Raw genomic sequence first — 19,010 nt, 5'->3', positions numbered from 1 at the left:
GAGCATTTCCCCTCCTACCTCTCAATAGACGTTATCTTAGTATTGCGCCGTATGTTTTTGTAATAACAGTGGAAAATAAATCGTGTATTTCTATATAGGGTGCGTTTTAATAATAACAATCACAAGTTGTACAATATTCATGTTTTTTATATGGCTAATATTTTTTTTATATGTTCTTAAGCAATTGCCATTAGCTATTCACGTGAAAGGCGTTTATAAAAAAGTTTTTTATTTCAATATTCGGGTAAAATTATGAATATCGTTATCGTTGAATCTCCAGCAAAAGCAAAAACAATTAATAAATATCTTGGGCCTCAATACAAAGTTGTCGCATCATTTGGACATGTTCGTGATTTACCAGCAAAAGATGGTTCCGTTTTACCCGATCAAGATTTTTCGATGAAATGGGATATAGATTCTGCGGCTGCTAAACGTTTAAATGAAATAGCAAAAGCTGTTAAAGAAGCCGATAGCCTTATCTTAGCAACAGACCCTGATCGCGAAGGAGAAGCTATTTCATGGCATATTCTTGATGTTCTTCGTCAAAAAAAAGTTTTAAAAGATAAACCTATTAAAAGAGTTGTCTTCAATGCCATCACTAAAAAGTCTGTGCTTGATGCCATGAACAATCCACGTGATATTGATACATCACTTGTCGATGCTTATCTTGCACGTCGTGCTCTCGATTACCTCGTTGGTTTTACACTTTCACCTGTTTTATGGCGTAAACTCCCTGGTGCCCGCTCGGCTGGGCGCGTTCAGTCGGTTGCTTTACGTATTATTTGTGACCGTGAATCAGAAATAGAACATTTTATCAAAGAAGATTATTGGTCCATTACAACACAGTTAAAAACCATCCGAAATGATCATTTTCAAGCCAGACTAACAATGTTTAATCAAAGAAAGATTGGCAAACTTGATATTCAATCTCAAGAACAAGCAGATCAAATTCGCCTTATGTTGGAGAAGGCTCAATATCATACACTCAGTGTTGAAGCAAAACCTACAAAGAGAAATCCTTTTCCTCCGTTTACAACCTCTACACTCCAACAAGCGGCTTCTTCAAAATTAGGCTTTTCAGCTTCTCGCACGATGCAAATTGCCCAAAAGCTTTATGAAGGGATTGAAATTAATGGTGAAGTGGCCGGACTTATTACTTATATGCGTACCGATGGTGTACAAATAGCGCCAGAAGCCATTGATGCTGCCAGAAAAGTTATTCATGAATCTTTTGGTAAAGACTATATTCCTGAAAAACCACGTTTTTATTCAACGAAGGCAAAAAATGCCCAGGAAGCACATGAAGCAATCCGCCCAACAGATTTTCAACGCTCCCCCAACCAAGTCCGTAATTTTCTCGACGATGATCAGGCAAAGCTCTATGAACTGATATGGAAGCGCGCTATTGCCAGTCAAATGTGTTCTGCTGAAATTGAACGTACAACCGTTGAAATTGAAGCCCAGCAAGGAGACAACCGTGCAAATCTTCGTGCAACAGGATCTGTTGTTCGTTTTGACGGATTTATTTCCGTCTATACGGATCAACGAGACGAAGAAAATAATGAAGAAAATGAAACAACACGTTTACCACAAATAAACACGGGCGAAGCACTTACAAAAGAAAAAGTTGAATCTCTACAACATACCACAGAGCCCCCTTCCCGTTATTCTGAAGCTTCATTAATTAAAAAGCTTGAAGAATTAGGAATTGGTCGTCCTTCAACTTATGCCTCCACATTGGCAACATTGTGTGATCGTGGATATATTGTCATTGATAAGCGCAAACTTATTCCTGATGCTAAAGGGCGTATTGTTACAGCCTTTCTTGAAAATTTCTTTAACCGCTATGTAGAATATGGTTTTACAGCAGATCTTGAAGAAAAGCTGGATCTTATCTCTGATGGTAAACTTTCTTGGAAAGATGTATTACGCGATTTTTGGGATGGATTTAATACCTCTATTAGCAATATCCAAGAACTCCGTATCGCCAATGTCCTTGATGTTTTAAATGTGACATTAGCACCTCTCGCCTTTCCTGAGCGTGAAGATGGAAGTGATGTGCGTTCCTGTCCTCTCTGTAAAAATGGGCAATTATCATTAAAACTCGGTCGTTATGGTGCTTTTGTTGGCTGTTCCAATTATCCTGAATGCAGATACACACGACAACTTGGTACAACAGATACAGAAGAAGAAAATGAAGCTGTACGCAATGACGAACCGGTTATGCTTGGGATTGATCCTGAAACAGGAAAAGATATTTCTCTTCGCAATGGCCGTTTTGGTCCCTATATTCAACGAGGTGAAAGCAAAGAAGTTAAGCGTGCAGGACTACCAAAAGAATGGCAGGCAGAAAATATAACCCTTGAAAGAGCCTTGGCTTTATTATCCCTTCCCCGTGAAATTGGCATTCATCCTGAAACTGGCAAAATGATCACAGCGACAATTGGACGATATGGTCCCTACCTTAGTCATAATGGAAAATCTGCGCGCCTTCTTCATGCCGATGAAGTTTTTGATATTGGTATCAATCGTGCTGTTACAGTATTGGCAGAACAACAAGAAAATAAAACCAAGCAAAGCAGAACAACATCTGCAGCATTGGCAACATTAGGGGAGCATCCAGAAGGAGGAACTGTCACTGTGCGTAATGGGCGTTATGGTCCTTATGTCAATTGGGGTAAAATTAATGCAACATTGCCAAAAGAGAAAGATCCCATTAGTGTAACACTTTCAGAGGCATTAGAACTTATATCGGCTAAAGCATCGAGTAAAAAGGCAATTTCCAAAAGAGCTTCTTCCAAAACAAAAGCAAAAACAAAAGAGACATAAATTTTGGCTAAAGGTGAAAAAAACGTAAAATATCTCTCCTCATTCAAGGGAGGAAAATTGCCCAATAAGGAAGAAATTCTTTCCTTTATCAACGAGAATCCTGATCGATCAAGTAAACGAAAAATCGCCAAAGCTTTTAACTTAAAAGGCGATTCTCATATCTGGCTTAAAGATATATTATGTGCGTTAAAAGATCAAAATCTTATATCTAAGCAGCGCAAAAGAGAAATAAACAAAAGAAAATTACCTCCTGTTGCCTTAGTGAAAATTAGCAGTCGTGATAAAGATGGCAGTTTTATTGCACAACCTCTTGAATGGGAGGATACGCCAAAGCCCAATATTGAAATACACTCTTTTCGTCACATAAAGGGAGGGAGTATTGGCGTTGGAGATCATGTTCTTGTAAAAGTTTTTCGAAATAAAAATTCTCAAAATCCCTCTTATACGGGGCGCATTATTCGTAAAATTGAACTATCCCCAAAGAGCACATTTGGTGTTGTACGAAAATTAGAAAATAATCAATGGCGCCTTGATCCTATAGATCGCAAAACCAATGAACTCATGGTTGAAATATCTCCAGAAATGGAGATTAAAACAGGTGATCTTGTTGAAGTTGAAATCAAAAAAAATACTGGTTATGGACTGAAAAGTGCGCAAATAAAAAATGTTTTAGGGCATATTAAGAGTGAGAAAACACTTTCAATGATTTCCATTCTCTCAAAAGGAATTCCTTATATTTTTCCTGAAAGCGTTCTTGAGCAAGTTAAACATATCAAAGCTGCCAATATGGATAATCGCGAAGATTGGCGACAATTACCATTTATTACGATTGATCCACCGGATGCCAAAGATCATGATGATGCAGTCTACGCAAGCAAGGATAAGGACCCTACAAATAATGGTGGTTGGATTATTATTGTGGCCATTGCAGATGTTTCTTACTATATTAAAACAGGAAGTGCTTTAGATAAAGAAGCATTAAAACGCGGAAATTCTGTTTATTTTCCTGATACCGTTGTACCAATGCTGCCTGAACGCCTCTCTCATGATTTATGTTCTCTGCATGAAGGAAAAGAAAGACCCGCTTTAGCCGTTCGTATGATTTTTGATGCAAACGGTAATAAACAAAAACATAGTTTTCATCGTATTATGATGCGTGTAAGAGCTAAACTCTCCTATCAAGAAGTACAATTGGCAAGAAAAGGACATATCCATAAAAAAAGAGCACCCCTGCTTGAGAATATCTTGCAACCCTTATGGGAAGCCTATGCATGCCTTGAAGCAGCGCGGGATCGTCGACAACCGCTAGAATTAGAAATAGCAGAAAAAAAGATTATTCTTGATCAAAGTGGATGCATCCAAGATGTGGTGAGTGAAGAACATTTAGAAGCCCATCGTTTGATTGAAGAGTTTATGATACAAGCCAATATTGCAGCTTCTGAAACATTAAAAAAACATCATCAGCCCTTCATCTATCGTATTCATGACAAACCCTCTCTTGCCAAACAAGAAATATTACGGACTTTCCTTCAAAGTTTAGGGATATCCCTCTCCAAAAGTGCAGAATTAACATCAGCACGCCTTAATAAAATTTTAGAAAAGGTCGCTCATACCGAACAACAAGAACTGGTCAATCAAGTTATTTTGCGTTCACAATCACAAGCAGAATACAATCCTAAAAATAGTGGCCATTTTGGTTTGAATTTGCAAAACTATACACATTTTACATCACCAATTCGCCGTTATGCTGATCTCATTATTCATCGAGCACTCATTAAAGCTCTTAAACTAGGAAATGATCAATTAACTGATACACAAGAACAAAACCTTGCAGAAATTGCTACGCAAATTTCTTTATATGAGCGTCGTGCAATGACGGCTGAAAGAGAAACGATTGATCGGCTTGTTGCTCACTATTTAACGAATAAAATCGGCCGTATTTTTACAGGCCGCATTTCTGGAGTCACAAAAGCAGGTCTTTTTATCTCACTTGATAAACTCAATACAGATGGTTTTGTCCATATTTCTACACTTAAAAATGATTATTATCATTTTGATGAAGCGCGACATGTTCTTGTAGGACAACATAGCCATAAAGGCTATCAACTCAGTGATATTGTAGAAGTAAAACTTATAACTGTACAACCTTTTGCTGGTGCTTTAAGCTTTGAGCTCTTAACAGAGCCTCGTCCAATCAAATTTTCATCGACATCCTACCATAAAAACAAATTAAAAAAACAAAAGCGTACTTTTTATGGAAGAAGAAAATATTAATTAAAAATAAAAAAACATTTCTTAAGTTTTCATTATCGTATTTTTTATTCCATATTTAATATTTAATATTTAATAATAAATAATATAATAAAGATTTAAAATAAGAAATTGTCTATAATGTTTAGTATTTATATTATTTTATGTATACAATATGATTTCTTTAGCATATAAGAGCATATGTTTTATTTTATATCTATAATAACCTTATAAAAATCTTGCAGTGTTTTTTATACTCAATGAAATGAGAAAATCTGCTAAAGATAGTTTGATCTTTCTTTCACTTCAGCTCACCTTTTCGTTGTTTGAATAAACAAAAGTACTTTAAGCCATTCTCATGAAAAAAATTTTTGACTCTCAAAATAATTCTTTGCGTGCAATTATTGCCGCTATTGCAACCATTGGCATCGTTGGAACAGCATTGGCAATGGGAACACAACTTGTTTCTCTTCTTATGGCAGAGAAAGGACTTTCCAACAGTACGATCGGCTATAGTGGAACAGTTGGTGGAATTGCCACAATTATTGCAGCTATTTTTACGTCTCAAATTGCCTTATGCTTAGGGATTACTCAAACAATATTGCTTATGATGGCTATAGGGTCTTTAAGTTTTTTAGGATTTTATTTTTTTGAATCCATATGGGTTTGGTTTATTTTAAGATTTATATTACATTTTACCATGACAGTTATGTTTATCCTGTCAGAATTTTGGATCAACAGTTATGCTCCCCCAAAAAAGCGTGGTTTGGTTCTTTCTATTTACGCTATTGTTTTAGGATTAGGGTTTGCGTTAGGTCCAACGCTGCTGACAAAAGTGGGAATACAAGGATTTATTCCTTTTGGCGTTGGCTATAGCCTTATTATATTGGCTACTATCCCAATTCTTTTTGCTTGGAAATTAAGCCCAGAATTTCAAAAAAGCCAATATACGCCATTTTTTCGTTATCTCCTTCACGTTCCAAGTGCGATGATGGCGGTCCTTGTTTACGGTGCTATTCAAATGGGCGCATTAACTCTTATAACACCCTTTAGTTTATCCATTGGTTATAATGAGAATGAAGCAGCACACTTTATGGCAACCCTTGCGCTCGGGAATGTTTTCCTCTTAATTCCTATTAGCATAATAAGTGACTATGCTAAAGATCGACGCTATCCGCTGATAGGTTGCGCTATCTTAGGTTTTGTGGGAACCTTTACAGTTCCATGGATTATCCAATATCCATGGATTCTGATGCTTGATCTGTTTCTTCTGGGTGGTGTATCAGCGAGCCTTTATACAATTGGTCTTGCACATTTAGGAGCACGTCTCAAGGGGCAAGAACTTGCTGCTGCTAATTCTGCTTTTATTTTTTGCTATGGAATCGGTATGCTCATCGGACCAACCTTTATTGGAAAATCCATGGATATCTTTAATCCCTTTGGTTTTTCAATAGCCATGGCTGTTTTTTTTGGTTTATATGTCATGTTGGTGTTGGTCCAACTTATGAGAAAATTAATCAGCTCTTGACTTTTTTGAGAACATCCGTACTGTTGCTGGAAAATCTGATGATGTCGGATAAGTTTTGGCAGCGATAATATTTTTTTCAGTATAAATAGGGTTTTTACATTATGGCTAAAGCAGCAACCATTAAGATCAAGCTTTTATCAACTGCAGATACCGGTTTTTTCTATGTAACAAAGAAAAACAGCCGTACAATGACAGATAAAATGAGCAAACGTAAATATGATCCAGTCGTAAAAAAGCACGTTGAATTTAAAGAAACAAAAATTAAATAAATAAACCAATCATTATTGATAGGTTTTATGTTCCAAAAGAAATGTGGGGTTATTGCTCTTCAAAGTTATTTTCTGGGGAGTTTTTTTTGTATCTTAAAAAATTTACTTTAAAATCTGTATAACTTTAAATTTGGAAGTTCTGTACAAATTTCGCTGAGTTGATTTATTTTTTTAGTTGCTTACATATGCATAGTGCATGAGTATTTTATTGTTGTGATATCTAACGAAAATTTTGTCATTAAAATGAGATGTTGTTTCGTCATGTGAATAAAAGTTTTTTGAAAGAATTATAAGCAATATTCAATAAAATGCGTTATAATGATAGTAGCAGTTTCTTTATTTCATGAAAAAATTTTTTTCTCATTTTAATCTAAGAAGCTTTAAAAAAAATATCGGTTTTAGTATTTTTGCCGCTGCTAGCATGCTTATCATTATGGCAACTTATTTTAAGCAGACTCAACCGCTGCCTCAAAAAGAAAAATTTTCTTCTCAAAATTCTGTTGAAGGAAAGGCATTAATCATTGATGGCGATTCCATCACGATTTCTTCCATTAAGATTCGACTGGTCGGAATTGATGCTCCTGAACTCCACCAATTTTGTGGAAAAAAAGATGCACGATACCCTTGTGGGCTTGAGGCAAAAAAATATTTAGAACAACTACTCGAAAATCAAACGGTCACATGTCACTGGCGTAAAACAGATAAATACCGCCGTATCCTTGCAACATGTCAAACGAAACAAGTCAGCAATATCAACGCAACACTTGTACAGAATGGTTGGGCTGTAAGCTATTATGAATATCCCAAAGAAGAACAAGAAGCCAGAAGAAAAAAAAGGGGGATATGGGCATCAAGTTTTCAACGACCGAGAGAATGGCGCAAAGCAAATCCTCGCACAGAATAAGAAAAATATTTTTAAATTTTATTGACCAATGAAACAATGTAGTCAGATTATTAAACTTGAAAAAAAAATCTATTCCTGTCGGGTTTGTATCCAACAACCACATTATTTTCCTCCTCTTCCTCATGAGCCCAATCCTGTCGTTTATTTATCTGATACGGCTTCAATTGCAATTGCAGGACAAGCACCAGGATTGCGTGTTCATGAAACATCTGTCCCTTTTAATGATCGCTCTGGCGAAAGATTACGTGATTGGCTTAATGTCAGAAAAGAAGAATTTTATAATAAATCTCTTTTTGCACTTGTTCCTATGGGATTTTGTTTTCCAGGTTATGACAAAAATAAAGCTGATTTGCCACCAAGACGTGAATGTAGAGAAATATGGCATGAAAAGATATTTCAAGCGATGCCTCAAATAAAGCTTGTTCTTGCTATTGGCAGTTATGCACAAAAGTGGCATATTACAGAATTAAAACATAAAACCGTTTCAGCAACCGTTCGTGATTGGAGAAATATCCTTTCTATCTCTCAACCTCGAGGCTATAATGTTATGCCTTTGCCTCATCCATCATGGCGAAATACTTCTTGGTTACAGAAAAATCCATGGTTTAACGATGAGCTTATTGTATATCTGCGTCGTTTAGTGCGTGAATTTTTATAAATTAAAATATTGAGAAAAAATATGGATCGTCTTGACCGAAAAATTTTACATCTTCTGCAAGAAAATGCGACACTTTCTGTCGCTGATATTGCTAAAAAAGTAGGACTTTCGACCACCCCTTGCTGGCGTAGAATTCAAAAACTTGAAGAAGATGGTGTTATTCAGCGACGCGTTGCCGTTCTTTCTCCAGAAAAAGTGAATGCGCACGTTACTGTTTTTGTTTCTATTCGTACAAATACCCATAGTCATGAATGGTTTAAGCGTTTTTCAAAAATTGTGCAAGAATTTCGTGAAGTCATTGAATTTTATCGAATGAGTGGAGATATTGACTATTTATTGCGTGTTGTTGTTCCTGATATTGAAGCTTATGATCTTTTTTATAAAAAATTAATTTCTAAAATTGACATCCGTGATGTTTCATCTTCTTTCGCAATGGAACAGATTAAATATACAACAGAACTTCCACTTAATTATATTAAATTACACGAAAAGGTAAATGAGCAAAATTCTTAAGAGATTTTTATATCCTTCTCATTATCTTTTATGCGTTCAAACTCTCTTGTTCCAAAACCGCCATTTGTGCATGTGTTAAAACAGCAGCTTTTACAATACCAGCAGCCATAGCGGCTCCTGTCCCTTCACCAACACGCATTCCCAAATCCAGAAGTGGTTCTTTGCCAATTTTTTTTAAAAGTTTACGATGAGCTTTCTCAGAAGAAGCATGTCCAACAAGGGTATGTTCAAGAGCTCTTGGATGCATTTTATAAAGGATAGCAGCTGCTGCTGTTGCCACAAAACCATCTAAAATAACGGGTATTTTTTCCATTCTTGCTGCTAAAATAGCCCCAACCATAGCAGCAATTTCACGTCCTCCTAAGCGACGCATTATCTCAAAAGGATCATTAAAATGCTCCTTATGCAAAGCGACGGCTTTCTTAATAGCTGCTATTTTACGTTGATAAAAATCACCTTCCGATCCCATACCATTTCCTGTCCACTCTTCAACTTCTCCACCAAATAATGCTATACATAAAGCTGAAGCTATTGTTGTGTTCCCAATCCCCATTTCACCAATACATAAAAGGTCTGTCCCACCAGCAATGGATTCCATTCCAAATGCCATTGTCGCAGCAGCACTTCGCTCTTCCATTGCGGCATCCTTTGTAATATTCATTGTTGGATATTCCAATGCTAAATCAAATATTTTTAGTCCAAGATCATAAGCTATACAAATTTGGTTGATAGCAGCACCACCAGATGCAAAATTTTCTACCATCTTTTGTGTCATAGATTGTGGAAATGGTGTGACATTCTCTTCTACGATACCATGATTTCCAGAAAAAATAGCGACCAAAGGTCGCGTTACAATAGGTTTTTCTCTACCTCTCCACCCTGCATACCAAACAGCAATATCTCCCAGTTTCCCTAATGCTCCTCGCGCTTTTGTTAAGTTTTCTTGCCGTTTTTTAGCCAAAATCATAGAAAACTCATCAGCAACAGGTAAATTTGTAAGCAAAGCACGAAAATCATCAAATGGACGAGCGGTCATGAGGATACCTTTTAAAATCTGCAATGTTTAATGAAAATCACGTCATATATATAGGGTATGAATAATTTATTGCTTTTTTAAACAGTGTTTTAAAAATATTAAATATTATAAAAGTGATGATTTTTATATTCTATTTTCTACCCCAATAACAAACATACAAGATTCAAAATATCATCAATATCTTGTGATTGCCTTTACATGATACCCTTAACCTACTTTCTATCTAATAGGTGTAATAAGCATGCCGTTTAATATATAAATTCTAACATTCTCATTCATAATAAAAGTTATAAACTTTTTAAGATTATCAAATGAAAGTGCTGAAAATCATTGCAAAGAAATCAAAGCACAAAGGACACCAACTTTAACATATATTAATTGTCTAGCTCTTATCCAATGAGAGCGGAAAAAGCTTCTCTCAAAATATATATATCTGCGTTTGATTTTGTCGCATCATTTGAAAGTATTTGCCGCCATCGACGTGCCCCACTCCGCCCATGAAATAAACCAATCATGTGACGCGTTACATGAGAAAGCCGCCCTCCCGAGGCAATATGTCGAGCCGCATAATCACACATGGTTTCAATAAGATCACTCTCACTCAAATTATTCTGAGACTCCCCATAGAATTCAAAATCAATATGTTTTAACAAAGTGGGATCATGATAAACTTGGCGACCAACCATGGTAGCATCACAGAAAACCAAGTGCTCTTTGATCTCATCAATTGATTTAATTCCACCATTTATCCCAATGAATTTATGAGGATATTTACGTTTTAATTTATAAACTCTTTCATAATTAAGGGGCGGAATATTGCGATTTTCTTTTGGGCTCAATCCTTTTAGCCATGCTTTACGTGCATGGATCCAAAGGGCATCACACCCTGCATCCCAAACTTTATCCGCTAAAAGATCTAACGCTAATTCTTCATCTTGTTCATCTACTCCAATCCGACATTTGACCGTTACAGGTATAGTAACTGCTTTTTTCATGGATTCCACAGCATTTGCCACAATATCAGGATGTAACATCAAACAAGCTCCAAATACGCCTGCTTGAACACGATTTGATGGACAACCGACATTAAGATTTATCTCGTTATAACCAAAATCTTCAGCAATCCGTGCAGCCTCTGCCAACTTTTTCGGATCTGCTCCGCCTAATTGTAATGCAACTGGACATTCTTTATGGCTAAAAGCCAACAATTGTTCACGAACACCATGAATGATAGCATCTGCTACCATCATTTCCGTATAAAGGAGTGCTTTTTTTGTTAAAAGACGATAAAAAAACCTGCAATGTCGATCTGTCCAGTCCAACATTGGAGCTACTGCAAATTTTACAGGCGATGGAAGATTGTAAAATATCATAAGGGCACTGTTTTTATATCCCTATAGCTTTCTCTTTATACAGAGAAAAATACTTAACTTTAGTTTACAGAAAGTTTTATTCTCTAAGACCATTATGAGCATAACAACAGCTCCTTTATTCAATTGATATAAAGGGGTATAATAATCAATCACACTAAACCACACTTTTCATAGAATTATGCTCAGATATATAAACATGAAAAAAGAAGATCATCATTTGTAATATAAAAAAACCATTTACAAGCTCTTATTACAGCCCATTAACCTTCTATCGTTACATGTTTTAGCACAGAGTCTAAAATAATAAACTAAAACATTAACAGCCTTTCGTGGTAGACTTAATTTTCTTTAGCCTTTTCACTTTATTGTGAAACAAAAGTGCTTTTATTTCTTTTCCAATAAAAAACAAAGATTTCTTATTCCATACGAATCCGATTATAAATTATTTTTTCTCAATGAGTTTTCCTTGGTGATATCTATTGGATTTTTCTGCATAGGATAGACAAATTCCATTCTAAATACTCCACCCAATTCTGCCATTTTATGGTTGTTACAAAAAACTAAATTGAGAATATAGACAATCATTGTTTTTTCAACCTGTATGCCTTGTATCGATATCTCCTGAAGAAAAATATTTTACAACATTGCAGATAGAATCTGTAAGGCTAAACGACTATAAACGTTGTTCAATCTCTTTTTGGCTTTGCATATAGGAAGAAAGAGTATCAACCTCTTGCTCATTAAAGAAAAGGCCAAGTTTTGAACGACGCCATAACACATCTTCACATGTTTTAGCCCATTCCTTTTCCATCAACCATTTTACTTCTACTTCATAAAGCCCATGTCCAAATTTTTTTCCTCTATGGGCCTTACCATCTGCAAATATCATCAGTGCTTCCGTACCATAGGAACGTGCAAGTCTGCGATGTGTAAAAGCATCTAAATCTGGCGTCAAAAGAGCAATCCTATTTTCGATTGTATCTAATTGGTTATAAGGAAAATCACCTCCTGGAAGTACTGCATTAGCCGTCCATGATGCTCCCTTTTTACCAAGTGCTTTTTCAACGAATTTCATCGCATCTTCAGCCAATTTACGATAAGTTGTAATCTTTCCACCATAAAGATTAAGAATCTTTGGTGTTTTTCCTGTTCCCATTTCTTTTAAAACGTAATCGCGCGTAATTTCTTGTGCTTTTGAAGATCCATTATCATAGAGTGGACGAACTCCAGAGTAAGACCACACAATCGTTTCAGGCAACACCGGTTGTATGAAATATTCACTGACAGCTGCGCAAATATAATTAATCTCTGTATCAGTAATATGAACGTCGGCCGGATCATCCTGATAATTACAATCTGTTGTTCCAAGCAAGGTAAAATCTTCTTGATACGGAATAGCAAATATAATACGCCCATCACCATTTTGAAAAATATAAGCACGATCATGGGTATAAAGCTTGGGAACCAAAATGTGAGAACCCCTAATAAGCCGCACAGGTGGATGTTCTTTACAATCTAATACGCTTGTCAAAACATGATCAATCCACGGGCCTGTCATATTCGCGACATAAGAGGCTGTGACACTGTATTCTTTACCAGTTAATTTCTCTTGTAAAACAATACGCCATTTTTCGTCTTCTTTTTTTAAAGAGAGAACTTCTGTCCGTACTTTTATATCAGCTCCCCACTTTTCTGCATCACGCGCATTGGCAATGACTAAACGGGCATCATCTACTCTTGCATCAGAATATTCAAAACCTCTTTGATATTCTTTCTTCAGTGTAGAGCAAAACTCGTTTGAAAAATTAATCGTTTTACTGCGCCATAATTTCTGATTCCATTTTCCTAAATAGTCATAAATAAAAAGTCCAAAACGCAACATCCAAGCAGGGCGCAATTCTTTATGATAAGGAAGAAGAAAACGCAAAGGACGCACAATATGTGGAGCCATACGTAAAATGATCTCACGTTCTTTCAGTGCTTCACGAACAAGTTTGAACTCATAGTGTTCAAGATAACGAAGACCACCATGAATAAGCTTTGTTGATGCACTTGATGTTCCCGATGCAAGATCATTCATTTCAGCTAATCCTACTTTAAAACCGCGTCCAGCTGCATCTCTTGCCAATCCACATCCGTTTATCCCGCCCCCAATGATAAACAGCTCATAATGTGTTGTGGTTTTCATAATTTTACTTTTCATTATTTAATTTTATTTTACAGGATTCAATAAAGTAACAGTAAAAAATCAATACAAGTATGCTTCGTATTATCAACCTGCTTTTTTTCACAATCAATAGGCATAAAAATCTTTTTTATACCCTTTTATCAAAATAACATTTGACAAATTAAAGAGACTTTTTTTTATCCTTCAGAGAACATAATCTTTGCAAATGTGCATCGTATAAAATTTTTTTAGAGGAAATTGATGTTTTTTCTCTGTTATGGATACGCACTATAGCAAATCCTTTATTGCACATAGATAACGCTTTTCATATAGTTTACTCAATGACACAATAGAAAATACGAAGGGATACAGATGATTCATCAACCTCAAAACTCAAAAATAACGCTTGTTTCAAAAATTTTAGCCCCTGTTATGTTGAGTATTTTAATTTTATCCCCTTCTTTATCAAACGCAACATCAAACCCAAAAACAGCAAATCATTTAAACTTAGAAAAATTTAAGACACAACTTTTGGAAGATTCGAATTTTTTATCTAAGCTTAAAGAAAAAATGACACCCCATCCTGATTCTCATCATATTCAACAAATTGTAAGAGAGTATCTTCTTACTCATCCAGAAATTATGATTGAAATGCAGCTTATTCTTCAAGATAAGCTGGAAAAACAGAATGAATACGAAAGCCAAAGACAAACCTCTGTTATCCATTCATTAGAAAAGGAAATTTTTCACTCTCCTCATGACGCTGTTTTAGGCAATCCCAATGGTAAAAAAGTACTTGTTGATTTTTTTGATTACAATTGTCAACATTGTAAAAGTTCCTATTCAGATATAGAAGACCTGATAAGAGAATACCCAGATTTACAGGTTATTATCAAAGATTTGCCAATTCTAGGACCTGATTCTATGGCAGTTCATACTGTTGCATACGCATTTCGAAAACAATTTCCAGAAAAGTATCCTCAGTTTCACAAAACGCTTTTAATGCATCAGGGGCGCGTGAATGAAGCTAAAGCTATAAAAATAGCTGTTTCATTAGGAGCAGATGAAAAAAAACTCCGTAAGGCAATAAAAGATCCTAATCTGCAAAACACCTTTAAAGAAAATATTCAAATTGCCTCTAGACTTCATATTACGGGAACCCCTTCTTACATCATTGGTAATAAAGTATTCATCGGTGCAGCCGGACAAGATATTCTAAAACAAGCGATAGACAATACACAGTGAATAGCTATTCTATATCTGGTCCATTTTAGGAAGAATACTGTAAACGAAGTGATTTTATGCTTTCTCTTTTTTGACAACAGGCTTATAAATGCAATTTTGCGTAAAGCAGATACGAGTTTAGAATTGCAAAGCGTAATGACTTAAAGGAAATAAATATCTTTAAAGCCTTAAAAGATATCATCCCTACTCTAGAGATATTCAGTCATAAAATGAGATAATGACGATCTTCATTGATCAAGGAGTTAGAAATAAAATGGCAACAAAAAAAATAGATTCGGTAGAATATCCCGCAATTGATACGAAAATCATTCGTGATCTTGCTGAAATTTTGAATGATACAAATTTAACGAATATTGAAGTTGAACAAGGGAAGCTTCGTATTTGTGTTTCACGCCAAAATACCTCAACTTCTTCCGAACAAACAATTTATTCACCTGTTTCTACTCCTAGCTTTTCTGTAACACCTTCAGTTCCAACAATCGAATCTCCCATACAACCTCTCCAAGAAGATAAATCAAAAAATACAATAACCTCTCCAATGGTTGGAACAGCTTATCTTGCTCCTTCACCAGGTGCGCAACCATTTGTAGAAGTAGGGCAAAATGTTTCTGAAGGAGAGACATTACTGATCATTGAAGCCATGAAAACGATGAATCAAATTTCATCACCACGCTCAGGCAAAGTAACGACTGTTCTCGTCAAAGATGGTCAACCTGTTGAGTTTGGTGAACCACTTATTATTGTTGAATAAAGCGAGGGGCAACCATGATTCGAAAAATCCTCATTGCTAATCGAGGAGAAATTGCTCTTCGTGTTTTACGCGCATGTAAAGAACTTGGCATAAAAACCGTAGCTGTTCATTCGACTGCTGATGCAGACGCAATGCATGTTCGTCTTGCTGACGAAAGTGTCTGTATTGGCCCTCCTCCTGCTCGCGATTCTTATTTGAGTATTCAGCAAATTATTGCTGCTTGTGAAATCACAGGAGCTGATGCGGTTCATCCAGGTTATGGCTTTCTTTCTGAAAATGCAAAGTTTGCAGATGTTCTAGAAGCCCATGATATTACATTCATCGGTCCAACAGCTGCTCATATTCGAATCATGGGCGATAAAATTGAGGCAAAAAAAACTGCCCAAAAACTTGGTATTCCTGTCGTCCCTGGTTCAGATGGAGCAGTTAGTGAAGAATCAGATGCTTTACGCACCGCTCGTGAAATTGGTTATCCCGTTATTATCAAAGCTTCTGCCGGTGGTGGTGGGCGTGGTATGAAAGTCGTTCATTCTGAACAAGAATTTTCTATAGCTCTTAAAACAACACGTTCAGAAGCGAAAGCAGCTTTTGGTGATGATGCTGTTTATATAGAGAAATATTTAGAAAAACCCCGTCATATTGAAATTCAAGTCATAGGTGATGGTGCAGGAAATGCTATTCATTTAGGAGAGCGCGATTGTTCAATTCAACGACGGCATCAAAAAGTATGGGAAGAAGCTACGTCACCTGCACTTAATGAAACTGAACGGAAAAAAATTGGCAGTATTGTTGCAAATGCCTGTGCTGAACTTGGATACCGTGGAGCTGGTACTGTTGAATTTCTTTATGAAAATGGTGAATTTTATTTCATTGAAATGAATACGCGTTTACAAGTCGAACATCCTGTAACTGAAGAAATTACAGGTATAGATTTAGTCCATGAACAAATTCATATTGCTTCAGGCTGCAAGCTTTCAGTGACACAAGATGATGTTTGTTTTTCCGGTCACGCCATTGAATGCCGTATTAATGCAGAAGATCCTCTTACCTTTACACCATCACCGGGAACCATTACACATTTCCATACACCTGGAGGTTTAGGAATTCGTGTTGATTCAGGTGCTTATTCAGGTTATCGAATTCCTCCTTATTATGATAGCATGATTGGAAAGCTGATTGTTCATGGGCGTACCCGTTTGGAATGCATGATGCGTTTACGGCGTGCTTTAGATGAATTTGTCGTTGATGGGATCAAAACCACATTGCCTCTCTTTCGTAATCTCATTAATAATCAAGATGTTGCAAACGGTAACTATAATATTCATTGGCTAGAGAAGTATCTTTCTCAAAAACCAACTTCTTCAGATTCTTAATTCAAAAACAAAAGTACTAGACTATCATTAGATTCTATAAGATATCAACACAAGGATAATTTCAACGTTGCTGTAAACATTGTCAAAAAAGAAATAAGCTGATTATTTTTTATTTGTTATATAATTTTCTTTTAATATGTACAAAAATTGATAATTTTCTGTTTTCCTTTTTGTGAGTTTGTGCTAACTCCTACGTAGTTACGCCCTTATAGCTCAGTTGGTAGAGCACCTGATTTGTAATCAGGGGGTCGGGAGTTCGAGTCTCTCTGGGGGCACCATACAGTTTTATATCAATAATAACTTATTGATTTTATAGATCTTTTTTAAGGTACGGGGTGCGTGGATAAAAGTAAGGGAATAGGATTTTGCAACTTGCCTCTATAGGACGCCTGTTTTTTTACCTAATTTTTCCAATAATATTTTTAATTTTACTAAGTCATGTTGTGAAAAATTCTCTAAATTTCTAACAAGCATACCAATAATTTCACGGCAAAATGGATCTGAAGCTTTGATCGTGAAGCTCTTGCGACAGATATCCGCTTCTTTTCTTAATAGAGAAGCCTTCTCTTGATCTAAAGCGTACAGCTCTATGATCTTGTCTTCCATGCCTACCGGTACTGATTTCTTGCCAATTTCTACAGAAGATAAAAACGCTACAGATATACCTAATGTCTTAGCCATATCTAAGAGGCGTTCTGAGTGATCAATGCGAAGTTTACGTAAAATTTTACCAAAAGATGTAACCATATAAAAAGCCTGTTAGAGAAGAAATATTTCTTCTGATTCTAACAAGTCTTCTTGAAAAGTTCTTCAATTATTTCAAATCAAGAGCTCTTTTTGAGGTATTTTTTTAAGAAGATTTTGTGAGTTCTAACTCTTGGCTATCCACTTTTTGAAATATGATAAGATATTGTCTAGCGCGTCCATAAAGCGGGCAAAATCGATAACAAACATAAAGACAATAAAGGCTATCCACTTCATGATGCGTGACATCATCTTTAAGCCTTGGTAGGTCTCTATCATCTCATGAAGCAACTGTCGTTCTGTTTGTGAGAGATCTTGTTCCTCATGACGTTTTTTACTCATTTTGCCAACCACATAAGCGTGCTCCCTGTTGATTATGTTTCAAGATATCTCTTGCTAGGTTGGAACTGATGACGTTGATATCTTGCTTATCTAAATAAATGGGTAACCAACCAACACAAGAAACAGACTTATTTGCCCCGCACCCAACGAGACAAAGCAGAACGCACACCAGTATCACTTTTTTGATTAACTTCATTTTCAACCTCAAAACGGGTGATTGCTGTCTTTAAAGCTTTCTCTGTTTGCTTTTGCCGCTCGCTTTTCTTGCCAAGGTGAAAGGCTTTGGCGAATGCCATTAAAAAAACGGCTAAAGCCGCTAACAGAAGAGACAGATTTCTTTTGAACCAAAAAATCACAAGCGCTGCTCCCGAAAACGCTTGGCAACAATCACAAGACCTGTACAAGCGGCTAAAACCATAATCCCTGCTAAAGCCCACTGAATTGGTCCATTGCCTACCAAAAATCCCCCAAAACCAGAACAAGACCCTATAATCGGCGCGAGTGCTTCTACCTTGAAAAGACCTCTCGCCTCTTTCGTTTCCACTCTTTGATAGTTTGAAGAAACATAAGACCCTTTCGCCCACAAACCTGCTTCGGCTGCTCGACGGTTGGCTAATCCCGCAAGAAGCTTTCCACCGACCTTATTCCATTTCTGTAATTCTGCTGGAACGGATTCATAATCCCCTTGATTAAGTTTTTTCAAAAGACTCGACTTGCAAAAAGCTGTTGTTCCTACATTATAACAAAACGACACCAATGCCGCGAACTGGCAATCTGTTAATGAAACCGTGACCGATTCCTCTACCGTCTTCTCAAATTGCTTTAAGTCTTCACAAAGGATTTCTTCTGCTCGCTCTTTCGTAATACGCATACCTTTTTTGACAAGCGGGTTACCAGCATTGCTGGTGTGACCATAACCTATCGTCCAGATACATGCCGTATCTCTATACGCTTCTAAACGTAATCCTTCCCATTGTTTGATAAGCTCCAAACCTTCTTTGGATATCTTTCTCATCCCATCCTCCATA

At 36.3% G+C, this 19,010-nt stretch carries 18 protein-coding genes and 1 tRNA gene; 11 read left to right on the top strand and 8 right to left on the bottom strand.

The window, feature by feature from the left end:
* Positions 1-252 precede the first annotated feature (252 nt).
* The 7 genes from topA (at position 253) to BTR_RS05345 (ending at position 8,951) form a co-directional block, all read left to right on the top strand.
* The gene (gene topA / locus BTR_RS05375) at positions 253-2,829 is read left to right on the top strand and encodes a type I DNA topoisomerase (protein ID WP_012231710.1); all 2,577 of its coding nucleotides are present in this window, start codon (positions 253-255) and stop codon (positions 2,827-2,829) included.
* 3 nt (positions 2,830-2,832) lie between these two features.
* Positions 2,833-5,103: a ribonuclease R gene (rnr, locus tag BTR_RS05370; RefSeq protein WP_012231709.1), complete on the top strand. Its 2,271-nt coding sequence runs from the start codon at positions 2,833-2,835 to the stop codon at positions 5,101-5,103.
* A 334-nt stretch (positions 5,104-5,437) separates the two neighbouring features.
* Complete coding sequence (locus BTR_RS05365) at positions 5,438-6,607, top strand: MFS transporter (protein WP_012231708.1); 1,170 nt, start codon at positions 5,438-5,440, stop codon at positions 6,605-6,607.
* Positions 6,608-6,708: 101 nt separating this feature from the next.
* Complete coding sequence (gene rpmG, locus BTR_RS05360) at positions 6,709-6,876, top strand: 50S ribosomal protein L33 (RefSeq protein WP_004864083.1); 168 nt, start codon at positions 6,709-6,711, stop codon at positions 6,874-6,876.
* Positions 6,877-7,219: 343 nt separating this feature from the next.
* A complete protein-coding gene (locus BTR_RS05355; RefSeq protein ID WP_012231707.1) occupies positions 7,220-7,780 on the top strand; it encodes a thermonuclease family protein in 561 nt (186 codons plus the stop codon).
* A gap of 28 nt (positions 7,781-7,808) precedes the next feature.
* Positions 7,809-8,438, top strand: coding sequence for a uracil-DNA glycosylase family protein (locus BTR_RS05350; RefSeq protein WP_012231706.1), 630 nt, complete (start codon positions 7,809-7,811; stop codon positions 8,436-8,438).
* A gap of 21 nt (positions 8,439-8,459) precedes the next feature.
* Entirely contained in the window at positions 8,460-8,951 is a 492-nt protein-coding gene (locus BTR_RS05345; protein WP_012231705.1) for an Lrp/AsnC family transcriptional regulator, read from the top strand.
* A gap of 28 nt (positions 8,952-8,979) precedes the next feature.
* Here BTR_RS05345 and cobT read toward each other — a convergent pair whose 3' ends face one another.
* The 3 genes from cobT to glpD form a co-directional block, all read right to left on the bottom strand.
* The gene (gene cobT / locus BTR_RS05340) at positions 8,980-9,987 is read right to left on the bottom strand and encodes a nicotinate-nucleotide--dimethylbenzimidazole phosphoribosyltransferase (protein ID WP_012231704.1); all 1,008 of its coding nucleotides are present in this window, start codon (positions 9,985-9,987) and stop codon (positions 8,980-8,982) included.
* A gap of 389 nt (positions 9,988-10,376) precedes the next feature.
* Positions 10,377-11,360: a tRNA dihydrouridine(20/20a) synthase DusA gene (gene dusA / locus BTR_RS05335; protein WP_012231703.1), complete on the bottom strand. Its 984-nt coding sequence runs from the start codon at positions 11,358-11,360 to the stop codon at positions 10,377-10,379.
* A gap of 673 nt (positions 11,361-12,033) precedes the next feature.
* Entirely contained in the window at positions 12,034-13,566 is a 1,533-nt protein-coding gene (glpD, locus tag BTR_RS05330) for a glycerol-3-phosphate dehydrogenase (RefSeq protein WP_038473559.1), read from the bottom strand.
* 333 nt (positions 13,567-13,899) lie between these two features.
* Here glpD and BTR_RS05325 point away from each other — a divergent pair, with 333 nt between their 5' ends.
* From BTR_RS05325 to BTR_RS05310, 4 genes are all read left to right on the top strand, one after another.
* On the top strand, positions 13,900-14,772 hold the full coding sequence (locus BTR_RS05325; RefSeq protein WP_012231701.1) for a DsbA family protein: 873 nt from the start codon (positions 13,900-13,902) through the stop codon (positions 14,770-14,772).
* 253 nt (positions 14,773-15,025) lie between these two features.
* Positions 15,026-15,523, top strand: coding sequence for an acetyl-CoA carboxylase biotin carboxyl carrier protein (accB, locus tag BTR_RS05320; RefSeq protein ID WP_012231700.1), 498 nt, complete (start codon positions 15,026-15,028; stop codon positions 15,521-15,523).
* 14 nt (positions 15,524-15,537) lie between these two features.
* Positions 15,538-16,896, top strand: a complete 1,359-nt coding sequence (accC, locus tag BTR_RS05315; RefSeq protein WP_012231699.1) for an acetyl-CoA carboxylase biotin carboxylase subunit — start codon at positions 15,538-15,540, stop codon at positions 16,894-16,896.
* A 202-nt stretch (positions 16,897-17,098) separates the two neighbouring features.
* A tRNA-Thr gene (locus tag BTR_RS05310) sits at positions 17,099-17,174 on the top strand.
* A gap of 100 nt (positions 17,175-17,274) precedes the next feature.
* Here BTR_RS05310 and BTR_RS05305 read toward each other — a convergent pair.
* The 5 genes from BTR_RS05305 to BTR_RS05290 form a co-directional block, all read right to left on the bottom strand.
* Positions 17,275-17,643, bottom strand: a complete 369-nt coding sequence (locus BTR_RS05305; RefSeq protein WP_012231698.1) for a helix-turn-helix domain-containing protein — start codon at positions 17,641-17,643, stop codon at positions 17,275-17,277.
* Between the two features lie 123 nt (positions 17,644-17,766).
* Positions 17,767-17,994, bottom strand: a complete 228-nt coding sequence (locus BTR_RS05300; RefSeq protein ID WP_012231697.1) for a hypothetical protein — start codon at positions 17,992-17,994, stop codon at positions 17,767-17,769.
* Positions 17,975-18,178 carry a hypothetical protein gene (locus BTR_RS13440; RefSeq protein ID WP_081458162.1) on the bottom strand — a complete coding sequence of 68 codons (204 nt, stop codon included), beginning with the start codon at positions 18,176-18,178 and terminating at the stop codon, positions 17,975-17,977. Before BTR_RS13440 ends, BTR_RS05300 begins: the two co-directional genes overlap by 20 nt.
* Positions 18,111-18,338: a hypothetical protein gene (locus tag BTR_RS05295; protein WP_012231696.1), complete on the bottom strand. Its 228-nt coding sequence runs from the start codon at positions 18,336-18,338 to the stop codon at positions 18,111-18,113. The genes BTR_RS13440 and BTR_RS05295 overlap by 68 nt, the downstream gene beginning before the upstream one ends.
* On the bottom strand, positions 18,335-18,997 hold the full coding sequence (locus BTR_RS05290; RefSeq protein WP_012231695.1) for a lysozyme: 663 nt from the start codon (positions 18,995-18,997) through the stop codon (positions 18,335-18,337). Before BTR_RS05290 ends, BTR_RS05295 begins: the two co-directional genes overlap by 4 nt.
* Positions 18,998-19,010 lie beyond the last annotated feature (13 nt).

It is taken from the genome of Bartonella tribocorum CIP 105476 (genome assembly GCF_000196435.1).
In the GTDB taxonomy this organism is placed as follows: domain Bacteria; phylum Pseudomonadota; class Alphaproteobacteria; order Rhizobiales; family Rhizobiaceae; genus Bartonella; species Bartonella tribocorum.
The sequence above is the reverse complement of the archived record's forward strand: the minus strand, read 5'-3'. Positions and strand labels throughout refer to the sequence as shown.